General features: G+C 48.3%; 10 protein-coding genes. 1 reads left to right on the top strand and 9 read right to left on the bottom strand.

The features are described 5' to 3' along the window. Positions 1-62 precede the first annotated feature (62 nt). From ulaG to ABF463_RS05600, 8 genes are all read right to left on the bottom strand, one after another. Positions 63-1,136 (bottom strand): L-ascorbate 6-phosphate lactonase, encoded by a 1,074-nt coding sequence (ulaG, locus tag ABF463_RS05635; protein WP_415532589.1) that lies wholly within the window; start codon positions 1,134-1,136, stop codon positions 63-65. A 36-nt stretch (positions 1,137-1,172) separates the two neighbouring features. Beyond that, the gene (locus ABF463_RS05630) at positions 1,173-1,454 is read right to left on the bottom strand and encodes a PTS sugar transporter subunit IIB (protein ID WP_415532588.1); all 282 of its coding nucleotides are present in this window, start codon (positions 1,452-1,454) and stop codon (positions 1,173-1,175) included. Between the two features lie 66 nt (positions 1,455-1,520). Then, positions 1,521-2,834, bottom strand: a complete 1,314-nt coding sequence (locus tag ABF463_RS05625) for a PTS ascorbate transporter subunit IIC (protein ID WP_415532587.1) — start codon at positions 2,832-2,834, stop codon at positions 1,521-1,523. 2 nt (positions 2,835-2,836) lie between these two features. After that, complete coding sequence (locus tag ABF463_RS05620) at positions 2,837-3,298, bottom strand: PTS sugar transporter subunit IIA (RefSeq protein WP_415532586.1); 462 nt, start codon at positions 3,296-3,298, stop codon at positions 2,837-2,839. Between the two features lie 973 nt (positions 3,299-4,271). After that, positions 4,272-5,219, bottom strand: a complete 948-nt coding sequence (locus ABF463_RS05615; RefSeq protein WP_415532585.1) for a transketolase family protein — start codon at positions 5,217-5,219, stop codon at positions 4,272-4,274. Then, positions 5,216-6,064, bottom strand: coding sequence for a transketolase (locus ABF463_RS05610; protein ID WP_415532584.1), 849 nt, complete (start codon positions 6,062-6,064; stop codon positions 5,216-5,218). Before ABF463_RS05610 ends, ABF463_RS05615 begins: the two co-directional genes overlap by 4 nt. A 47-nt stretch (positions 6,065-6,111) precedes the next feature. Next, positions 6,112-7,440 (bottom strand): gluconate:H+ symporter, encoded by a 1,329-nt coding sequence (locus ABF463_RS05605; RefSeq protein WP_415532583.1) that lies wholly within the window; start codon positions 7,438-7,440, stop codon positions 6,112-6,114. Between the two features lie 30 nt (positions 7,441-7,470). Next, on the bottom strand, positions 7,471-8,985 hold the full coding sequence (locus ABF463_RS05600) for a gluconokinase (RefSeq protein ID WP_415532582.1): 1,515 nt from the start codon (positions 8,983-8,985) through the stop codon (positions 7,471-7,473). A gap of 264 nt (positions 8,986-9,249) precedes the next feature. On the opposite strand from ABF463_RS05600, the gene ABF463_RS05595 reads away from it, so the two are divergent. Next, entirely contained in the window at positions 9,250-10,095 is an 846-nt protein-coding gene (locus ABF463_RS05595) for a MurR/RpiR family transcriptional regulator (RefSeq protein WP_415532581.1), read from the top strand. A gap of 164 nt (positions 10,096-10,259) precedes the next feature. On the opposite strand, the gene gnd is transcribed toward ABF463_RS05595, so the two are convergent. Next, positions 10,260-11,711 (bottom strand): decarboxylating NADP(+)-dependent phosphogluconate dehydrogenase, encoded by a 1,452-nt coding sequence (gnd, locus tag ABF463_RS05590; protein ID WP_415532580.1) that lies wholly within the window; start codon positions 11,709-11,711, stop codon positions 10,260-10,262. Positions 11,712-11,735 lie beyond the last annotated feature (24 nt).

The raw sequence follows: 11,735 nt of genomic DNA, 5'->3' as shown, positions 1-11,735 counted from the left end.
TGAATATTGATAAAAGAGGCGGAGCAATTGCTCCGCCTCTTTTATCAATATTCAATATATTCTTACAGAAAAGCTCTATACGGAAGATTGACGGGATAGCTATATCGATCCTCAAATCCGCGACGGTGAAAATATTCCAATTTTTTGCAATCATCTGGAAACAGAAACTTTCCACCCGGCTGCCACAAAAATGGATAGAAAAGATAGTCAAATCGTTCTCTCCGCTGCCGCCACAAGTACAGAATTTCCCGGGGGTCTCCCAACATGTTGGACCAAATATCCCAGTGCAACGGAATTACTACTTTTGTATCCAAAGATTCAGCTGCACGCAGAATATCCACAGAGGTCATCTTATCTTGAATGCCAACGGGATTCTCAGCAAACGCCAACAATGCAATATCGATATCAAAATCTTTTCCATGTTTGGCAAAATAGGTTGAGTAGTGTGAGTCCGCTCCATGGTAAACTGTCCCGCCGTTGGTTTTTATGACATAATTTACCGCGCGTTCATCCATTTCCGGCACTGTGCGATCATCTGGAGTATCCAACCCCACAGAATCGGATATCAGCGCTGTGCGGTCAAATGAGTCTGTTACGATGATTTCCACATCTTTGATCTGTACCACATCGCCTGGCTGGACAACTTTGCATCGCTCACGGGGAACACCCCAGGAAAGCCACTTTTCCACCACGGCCTTGGGTCCTATGAACGGGATCTTTTCACGCACATTTTGCAGAATAGCTCCCGTCACATGCAGATCCTGATGGTCCGAATGAAAATGTGTAACTAAAAAAGCGTCCAGCTTGCGTACTTCAAATGGATCAATTACCATCGGTTGTGTACGCAGATTAGGTTGGATGTTTCGTCCCCCCGTCAAGCGTGCCCACTGGTGTCGGGGGTCCATTTCCGGTTTATAATGGGTGTTCTTCCCAGACCCACACCAGAAATCGACAACAACACTGGTCTGCTGGTCGGATTTAATCCAGACCCCCATATTGCACAGCCACCACAAAGCAACCTTGCCAGACGGTACATTGGTGGTGTCGATTTCTTCATTGAGCCATGTCCCCCATTCTGGAAACACCTCGTCTTTCCACGCCTGTTTTGTCACTTGATGTACGTCTTTAACAGACATAGCCACGTTCCTCTCCACGCCCGTATTGAAAACCGCTCAGGCATTCAGGCTGCTGATTTTTTCATCGAGACTTTTTTTGATGCTGGTCTTGTCCACAAAATTAGTCAGCACGATGGTTTTTGACTTATATTCTTCCGGAAAATTTTCGAACAGTTCGCGCGTGGTCACATAAATATCCGCCGAAACACTTGTAATCGAGCCCAAGTCAACAGTTGCCACTTCCGCATCTTTGCCTTCTTCTTGTAAGATACTTTCAATGTTCATTTTGGCGATTACACTCGAACCCACACCGAATCCGCAGACAGCAACGATTTTCATAATAGTTTCCTCCTGTTTTGTTAAAAAGTTGATAGAAAAAATATGTATGTAAAGGATGGGCAAGAATCAGAACCCAAACAGCATACGCACACCTTTCAGCAGATACATAAGCGGCAGCCAAACCAACGAATAGTCGATATTGGACCAGGTCAAGCCGCTACCGTAAACTGAACCAGTCAGTGGGTAAAGCAAAATAACACCAGCCGAGGAGATGATCGATGTCACCAAACCCGCGGCAACGGCACCGCGCCAACCACCGGATTTATTTCCGAAAACGCCCATTGAACTGCCATCAAAAAACATAATGATAGGGCTGGGAAATACAATAATGGGGGAATGGAATGCGATAGTTGCCAGCGTGACCGCGATAGAACCAACCGTAGACCCGATGAAGCCAAACATTGAACCCATTGGAGAATACGGATAAATTGTCGGGCAATCGAGTGCCGGTACGGAACCCGGTAAAAATTTGTCCGCGATTCCTTTAAATGCCGGTACGATAGAACCAATGAACATACGCACGCCGGAGAGCAGGATAACAATTCCTGCGGTAAATGCAACGCCTTGGAGAATCAAGTAAATAATCCAGTTGGTGGCGTCACGCCCAGTACCCGCCATGGCTTGGATGCCATGCTGACCGACAGCCAACCCAATGCAAATAAAAATGATTGGCATTAAAAACACCAGCGTGATGGTGTTGTCGCGAAACATGGATGCCCATTTGGGAAGTTTGAGATCGTCCGCGTCCTCCTCTTTATTGCCACACCATTTGCCCACATAATGCGCCACTAATGACCCAACTTGCTGCTGGTGTCCCAATGTGAGCGCGTCACCTGTCCATTTACGGGAAAGCACGCGTGGGATGGCCGGCGAATAGGTGAAGAAAATTGCGTTGATAACAGTAGAGACAGCAATGGTTGCTACCTCATTGGTGTGGAGCACACCTGGCAAAGTCACATTCATGAACGCTGCATGATAAAGCATCATGTGCGCGGTAAGGAATGTGTTTTTAAATATTTTCACAGGTGTAATCCGTACCAATACCAAGTGCAGCAGAAATGCCAGTAGGAACGTAATCACGATATCCTTCGCCAGGGTATCGTATTTCATCGCCACACCAAATACAGCGTCATTTGTAGGCAGCACGCCTTTGACATGTAGGGTATCGTTTAATTTTGTAACCAGAGGACCCAGCGTATTAATGAGGACGCCTGCACCCAAGCTCAAAACAGTTAGTCCAACAATGGTCTTTACCGTACCATCGACCACCTGCGGAAGCTTTTTACGCTGTAGGATTAGACCTGCCAGCGCAATGATGCCCAGAAAAATGGTGGAATTGCTCAAGACCTGAAAAACGATAAAATTAAATACCGCTTGCATAATCAGTTCCCTTTCTTATTAATGATAAGCGCAATGTTCACCGCGTCTTCCATGCTGGCAGCTTCCCTTAGCATTGCAATATTTTTTTCTTCATTTAAAAAGCCCACGATTTTTTGCAGCATCTCAAGATGGTTGGACGAATCAATGGAAGCAAGTACAATTACGATATCGACCGGATCATTTTCCGCACTTCCAAATTTGATTGGTGTTTGGAATGTAGCGATACTAAAACCTGTTTGCTTCACATTTTCAGATGGTCTGGCATGTGCCAGTGCCAACCCCGGCGCGATGACGAAGTAAGGTCCCAGTTTTTCCATCGCGTCGAGCATCTCATCCACATAACCCGTTGTGATATTGCCCGTGTCTACCAAAGGCTGCGCTGCTTTTCGGACGGCGCTTTGTCTATCTGCCGCCTCAATGTTCAACTGGATGTCAGTTACCTCGATCTCGTTGATTGATGCCATGATGCAACTCCCTCTTTACCCATCAATGTGATTGGCGTATCTCCCCTTGATCTGTTGCGCTGTTCAGAGCCTAAAAGCACGATCTATCCAGATCGTCCAAATGGACTGCCGCAAGTCACACAACCAAACACTTTCCCATTCATTTTAATCACCACACATTTTTGTAAAATTATCTCCATATCCATTTTGTAAACCGATAAGAGCCAATTAGGACACAGAATCCAACAAGCAGCGCAGATGTGCTTAAACACTGAATCTATCACAACTGCTCGTCCACAACCTATCGTGCTATATCGAATGGAGATAGTGCAGAGTGGAAATAGGAGAATATTTTCTCCAAAACAAATTATATCATATAATATCTAAAATTCAATGATTTTTTGAAAAAATTTTGATTATTATGTCTTATTTTATTAAAATGTCGATAGAAAAACGTGTCACAATAGAAATTAATAGCTTGTATAGATAAAAAGGCCTCACGATGTCGGGATTGAGGCGGATTTTTGTGTGAACTGTTTTCTCTGCTTGAACGCTTATATTCGGTAAGATGAACGTGCAGCGCCATCAGGCGCTGGCCGGGCAGAACACTTCGGATTACCAATAAAACCATGTCCCGGTGGATTGAAGCATATAGGAAGGACGGAAAACAGGATGTTGTCCCAAATTCCGTGAAAATTGAAAATGACAGCTTCGGGTATAGTCTGAAAGACTATGCCCGAGGCTGTCACTCAATGAAATCATACCAGAAATTACAGAAATCCATTAAGGAAAGCGTAAAGGTACTCGATGAGGAGGCATTGCCGGAAACGGCGGCAGCGGGATTATTACACCTCTCCGTAGAGCCTGGGATGGCGGCGGTAGAATCGGATTCCACAGCGCCAGCCGGAGAGCGAGGACAGCATGACAAGTGGGCACACGGCCTACTAATTGTGCTAATCGTCATTCCGGCCTTGCGATGTGCTAAGGTGCTATTCTATTTGTGTGAAAGAGCACTCTTCGCTTTTTCCGCAATGTGCTCCGCCGTAAGTCCATACTGCCGCAAAACCTCTTTGGCAGGACCGGACTGCCCAAACGTATCTTCCACACCCACACGCAGCACTGGCACCGGATGCTCCTCAGCCACCACCTCGCAAACCGCACTGCCCAATCCGCCAATGATATTATGCTCCTCGGCAGTAACAATAGCACCAGTTTCCACAGCTGCTTTCACGAGAAGATCCCGATCAATAGGTTTGATGGTATGAAAATTGAGCACTCGAGCGTGTATGCCGTCCGCCGCCAGCATTTCACGCGCATGTAAAGCTTCCGGTACCAGCAGTCCTGTGGCCGCAAGGGTAACATCGCTTCCGTCTGCCAGTGTTACGCCCTTGCCAATCTCAAATTTATAATCTGCGCCGTCATTGATGACCGGCACTGGCAGCCGTCCAAAACGCAGGTAGACCGGTCCGTCATGTTGAATTGCCGCTTCCACCGCTGCGCGGGCTTCCAAGGCATCCGACGGGTTGAGTATGACCATACCGGGAATGGTGCGCATTAAACCAATATCTTCACAGCACTGGTGGGTCGCGCCATCTTCACCGACCGACAGACCCGCATGGGTCGCGCCGATCTTCACATTCAAATGCGGATAACCGATCGAATTGCGTACTTGTTCAAATGCCCGCCCTGCCGCAAACATGGCAAACGTGCTGGCGAATACAATTTTTCCGGTCGCCGCCAGACCTGCCGCCACCGCCATCATGTTGCTTTCGGCAATGCCGCAGTTGAAATGGCGATCCGGAAACTGCTTTTTAAATGTTGCGGTTTTGGTAGACTTGGATAAATCGGCATCCAGCACCACCAAATCCGAATATTGTGTGCCAAATTCGGCTAATGCATTGCCGTAGGCTTCCCGTGTGGCAATTTTCTTCGTTTCGCTCATTTCTGTACCCCCAGCTTTTCAAGTGCCGTGTCCAGCTCTTGGACAGCCTGCGCATATTGTTCATCATTTGGCGCCATCCCGTGCCAGCCAGCCTGATTTTCCATGAATGACACGCCTTTGCCCTTTACACTGTGCGCCACAATCATGCTCGGCTGCCCTTTAACCGTCTTTGCCTCGGCATAAGCTGCCTCAATCTGATCAAAATCGTGCGCGTCAATCTCTATGACATGCCAGCCAAACGCACGGAATTTCTCCGGGATAGGCAGCGGAGACATCACATCAGTGATCTTACCATCGATTTGCAGACCGTTGTTATCCACACAGGCAACCAGATTATCAAGTTTGTACTGTGCCGCGAACATAGCGGCCTCCCAGACCTCGCCTTCCTCCAGTTCCCCGTCACCGAGAATAGCGTAGACCCGGTAGGGTTTCTTTGAAATCTTCCCTGAAAGCGCCATACCGCAGGCAGCGGAAATACCTTGCCCTAACGAACCGGTAGACATATCCACGCCCGGCGTATCGTTCATGTTGGGATGCCCTTGCAACGTGCTGTTTAAACAGCGGAACGTTTTGAGCTGTTCCCATGGGAAATACCCCTTCAACGCCAGTGCCGCATACAAGCCGGGAGCACAATGGCCTTTTGAAAGCACCAGCCGGTCACGGTCTGGATCTTTGGGTTGGGCGGGATCGACATGCAACTCATGAAAATATAGATAGCAAAGGATATCCGCGATTGAAAGAGACCCTCCCGGGTGCCCCGATTGTCCACTGTAGACGGCCAGCAGTGCGCCTTTACGGATTTCTACCGCTTTTCGTGCCAATACCGTTTTATCAACTGTTTGCATGTGCATTCTCCTTTAAAATAAATTCGATATGGGGTGCGTTACCCGGCTTAATGAACAAACACACTAATCAGCAGTGTACCGCCAAGACCCATTACCGAGATGATTGTCTCCATTGTCGACCAGGACTTTAATGTTTCGGGAATTGTCAGGCCGAAATATTCTTTAAACATCCAGAAACCTGCATCATTCACATGGGAGAAGATTAAACTGCCGGCACCGGTAGCCAGCACAAGCAGTTCCGGATTGGCGCCTGTTGTGGCAATCAGCGGTGCGACGATGCCGGCGGCCGTCATCGCGGCGACCGTGGCCGACCCGAGAGCCAGACGCAGCACAGCAGCAATCAGCCATGCCAGCAGTATGGGGGAGATATTGCTGCCGGAAATCGCGTGTACGATATATTGGCTAACACCGCTGTCGATCAACACCTGCTTGAAACCGCCGCCGCCACCGATGATCAACAAGATCATAGCGATGGAACTGACGGAATCGCCTGCCGTCTTCATGACGCTTTTTATATTGGTACCCTGAAAAAGCCCCAATGTGAAAATAGCAACGATCACGGAAATAAGCATCGCAATCGCAGGGTCGCCAACAAAGTTGACCAGCTCACGCGTGGGGTTTTTAGCAGACATCGTCATGGTTGCGCCCGCCGAAACCGCCATAAGAATGACAGGAACGATGCCGGTAAACACGCTGATACCAAAACTGGGCATTTCCGTTTCGGCAAAAATTTTCGGTTTGAACAGTTTAAGCGGCATCTCCATCCGCAGCATACCCATCTTTTTCAGAATAGCGGTAAAGACGGGACCCGCGACGATAACGGTTGGAATGGCAATAATAAGACCGTAGATCAGCACCCGTCCCAGGTTGGCATTATAAATGCCTGCAATGGCGGTCGGTCCGGGATGCGGCGGCAAAAAGCCATGGCAGACCGACAGAGCTGCGGCCATCGGCACGCCAACATACAGCAGCGGCACATCGGCAGAAATCGCAATGGTAAATGCAAGAGGAATGAGCACAACAAAGCCGATTTCATAAAACATGGCAATACCGGATATGAAACCGGTCAACAGAATGGCCCACTGGATGCGTTTCTTGCCAAATTTGTCGATCAGTGTGTTGGAAATACGCTGTGCCGCACCGGAGTCGGCCATCAGCCTGCCAAGAATAGCGCCAAATCCCAAGATTAACGCCAAGCTCCCCAGTGTGCCGCCAAAGCCGGTTTCCAGCGATTTGACCACTTTGGTCAAGGACATGCCTTCCATCAAACCGACTGCCAGCGCGACCACCACCAGCGAAATGAACCCATTGAGTTTACACTTAATCATTAGGATGAGAAGAAGAACGATCCCGATGGCAATTATAAACAATGGCATATAAATTCCCCCTCCGCAATTATCACACGGTCATTTTTTGGCAAACCCCTCAAACACAGGCAGTAAGCCCTCCACAGCCTGCGTATACAAGTGGAATAATCGGTCGTAACAAGCCCGGTTCTGCTCTCTAGGCTGGTAGGTATCCACCGTGTCCGCCGCGTCAAAACGAGTCTCCAGCGAAGAAATGACCCCCAATGATTTCCACCCCAGTATTACCGCGCCAAAACAGGCGCTTTCGGTATTCTCAAATACAGAAAGATCGGCGTTAAGCACATCACACAGGATGTGCACACATTCCGCGTTTTTAGTGAACCCACCGTCTACATGTACCTGCCCAATCTCGCCAACCAGGGAAGCAACAATCTGGAACACACTGTTGATGGCATAGCAGACGCTTTCGATACAAGCACGTGTGAAATCCTTTTTGGTGTGTGCATCGGTCACACCAACAAATGCACCACGCATATCCGCATTCCAATACGGCGCGCGCTCTCCCATCAAAAACGGCAGGAAAAGCAAATCATGACTGCCCGGCGGCGTCTCCTCAATATACCGGTCAAGATAAGCGTAACTCTTTAAGCCAACACTTTCCGCATGCGCCTGTTCTTCCTGCCCGAACGTGTTGCGAAACCACTGGTAGACGATGCCGCCATTATTGATGGGGCCGCCCACGATGTATTTGTCCTCTGATAACACGTAGCAAAACACACGTCCCCGGCTGTCGGTCACCGGTTTATCAAAGCAGACGCGCACAGCGCCGCTGGTTCCAATGGTGACGGCGGCAGTCCCATTGGTGACTGCCCCCGAACCAAGATTGGCCAGACAGCCATCGCTGCCGCCGGCGATAAAAGCCGTATGTGCATCCAGCCCCATAGCGGCCAGCATTTCGCCATGCACCGCAGGCAATCGGAAGGTGGTGGATACCACTTCCGAGAAGCGGGAAGCTTTCAACCCCAGCAATTGGAGCACTTCTGTATCCCAGTTACCGGTAAACAAATTGTACAGACCAGTCGCAGAAGCAACGGAAGCATCCACCAGATAGTTCCCACAGAACTTATAAAAAAGATATTCTTTTATGGAAATAAACTTTGCTGCCTTTTGAAAAATCTCTTGTTGATAGTCACGCAGCCACATCAGTTTATACAGCGGCGACATTGGGTGGCAGGGCGTTCCGGTACGCTGATAGATGGCCAGCCCCTCTCCGCTTTCTCCAAAAGTACGGGCATAAGCGGTACTGCGGCCGTCTGCCCAAATCATACAGTTTGTAAGAGGTCTTCCATTGCCGTCCACTGCCAGCAAACTATGCATCATAGCACTAAAAGACACCAACTGTACTTCATCCGGCGGTACATCCTCCATTACTTTTCTAATGGTATGAATCACCGCATCTGCAATTGTATCTGGATTCATTTCCCGAAACAACGGTTTGGGAGAAAGGATGGTGTAGCCCTCAAATGCCTTTTTCAGTGCCGTGCCGTTTCGATCGAACAAAATTGCTTTTGTACTGGTAGTGCCAATATCCACACCGATCGCATATCTATCCAAAACAGAACCCCCCTTTACAGTGTGGAGAAATTGTTCTCCAAAACTGATTATAGCACAGTATACACAAAATTCAAGCGATTTATGAAATAATATTACAAATATTTCACACATCATCGCCATCGGTACTGTAAATCAGCCTTTTCTATGCGTGATGGGAATTGCCACACCCGTTGAATCATGCTATAATAAAAGGCAGAAGTCCTCTGTATTTGGAGAACATTTTCTTTTTTCATAGAACCGCCGCATCAAAAGGAGGCGAATGTAATGGGCACATCATATCTCAATAAGATTCAGCAGCTTTACAGTGAGTTAAAGGGTGCGGAAAAACGAGTGGGAGAGTATATCCTCCATAGCCCTAAAGACGTCATCCACCTTTCCATTACGGAACTGGCGGAACGATGCGGAAGCGGAGAGGCCACCATTGTCCGCTTTTGCAAAAAGATGAATTGTAAGGGCTACCAGGATCTGAAAATCCGCATTGCCAGCGAAGTGGTCGACCCGATGGATGATATTTATGAGGACATTCGAGAAGATGACAGCGTAACAGTACTCATGCAAAAGGTCTTCCAATCACATATCCGTTCCCTTGGGCAGACGCTTCAAGGCATAGAACCAACTGATCTTCAGCGTGCGATTGATCGGCTGGCAGCCGCGGACAATGTGGCTTTTTTCGGCATGGGCGGCTCTGCGGCGGTCGCGTTTGATGCTTACCATAAATTTTTGCGTACCGGTAAGCGCTGTGTTTACCAGAACGATTCACATTTGCAGGTCATGACTAGCGCATTTCTAACTTCCAAAGACTGTATCGTCGCCATTTCCAATACAGGCAGCAACAAAGAACTGGTAGAAAATGCGCGTATTGCCCATCAAAACGGTGTTTTTATTATCGCCGTCACTTCCAATGCGCGCTCACCCCTTTCAGAAGTGTCTGATATATCACTTATCAGTTTCGGTTTGGAACAACAGCTCAAAAGCGAGGCTATGTCTTCCCGTTTAAGTGCACTCTGCCTATTGGATTGTCTTTATGTAGGCGTGTGTATGCAGAATCAAGAGGAATATTTTGAGAGCGTGCGCAAGATGCGTGCCGCTGTCGCTTCCAAACGGTATTAATTCCCTTGTTAGATCGATACCCATCATCCGAACCAATCCGACAAAGCGGAAACAACATGCATTAAAGATAAAAACAACCGGGGTACCTTCATTTTTAATCGAGGTACCCCGGTTGTTTTGCAGACCCTATAATGAAACATATTACAGTAAGTAAGAAAACGGCTTTATACGGTATAAGTGGTAGCTGCCGTGGTGCCGCCGTGTCCCGTCCAATTGGTATGGAAAAACTCGCCGCGTGGCTTGTCGACCCGTTCGTATGTATGTGCTCCAAAATAGTCCCGCTGTGCCTGCAACAAGTTAGCCGGCAAGCGCTCGCTGCGGTAGCTGTCAAAATAAGCAATGGCACTGGAGAATGCAGGTGCGGCGATTCCGCGTGTGATGGCGGTAGCAATTACACTGCGCCATGCATCCTGATATTGTTGCAGCACACCGCTGAAATACGGGTCGAGCAGCAAATTGGGCAAATCGGACTGCCGGTCGTAGGCATCCTTGATTTTCTGGAGGAAGTGCGCGCGAATAATACAACCACCACGAAAGATCATGGCAATTTCGCCATAGTGCAGGTCCCAATCATATTGTTTGGCAGCGGCACGGAGCAAAGCAAATCCTTGTGCATATGAACAAATCTTGCTGGCATAAAGTGCACGGCGTACATTTTCGATAAAGGCGTTGCGGTCACCAGTGAATGACGCCGGACTGGGTCCATGCAAAATCTTGCTTGCCCCCACTCGCTCTTCTTTGATGGCAGAAAGGCAGCGAGCAAATACCGCTTCTGTAATCGTCTGTGTGGAAACGCCTTCATCCAAGGCACTCTGACTTGCCCATTTACCGGTGCCTTTTTGCCCTGCAGTGTCCAGAATGACATCCAGCATAGGCTTTCCGGTCTCTTCATCCATTTTTCCCAAAATATCGCGTGTAATTTCAATGAGATAGCTGTCCAACTCACCTTTGTTCCACTCCGTAAAGATGTCGGCAAGTTCCTGATATGATGGGTTCAGCACTTCTTTTAAAAGAGCAAACGCTTCACAGATGAGTTGCATATCCCCATATTCGATGCCGTTGTGCATCATCTTCACAAAATGCCCCGCACCGTTTGCACCGATGAACGTGCAGCAGGGATCGCCATTCACTTTGGCGGAAATAGCCGTGAAAATCGGTTCGACCAGCTCGTATGCATCTTTTTGTCCGCCCGGCATAAGGGATGGGCCTTTTAGCGCACCCTCTTCACCGCCGGAAACTCCAGTGCCAATAAAGCGGAATCCTTCTTGTTCCAATTCCTTGTTGCGCCGGATTGTATCTTTAAAGTAGGAGTTGCCACCATCAATTAGAATATCATTTTTCTGGAGATATGGTTTGAGCTGTGCAATGGTCGCATCCACCGGACCGCCTGCTTTGACCATGATGATGATTTTCCGGGGTACTTCTAACGCATTGACGAATTCTTCAATGGTATATGCGCCCACAACCTGTTTCTCTTTGCACTCAGCCAACATTTCATCGGTTTTTTGACGGCTGCGGTTGTAGACTGCTACAGAATAGCCTCTGCTTTCGATATTCAATGCCAGATTTTTGCCCATAACGGCCAAGCCAATGACCCCAATTTGTTGTTTGCTCATAAAATATACCCTCCTGTGCTTATA

The organism is Ethanoligenens sp. (assembly GCF_047718355.1).
Classification (GTDB): Bacteria; Bacillota; Clostridia; order Oscillospirales; family Ethanoligenentaceae; genus Ethanoligenens.
This window is presented reverse-complemented; position numbering and strand designations above follow the sequence as displayed.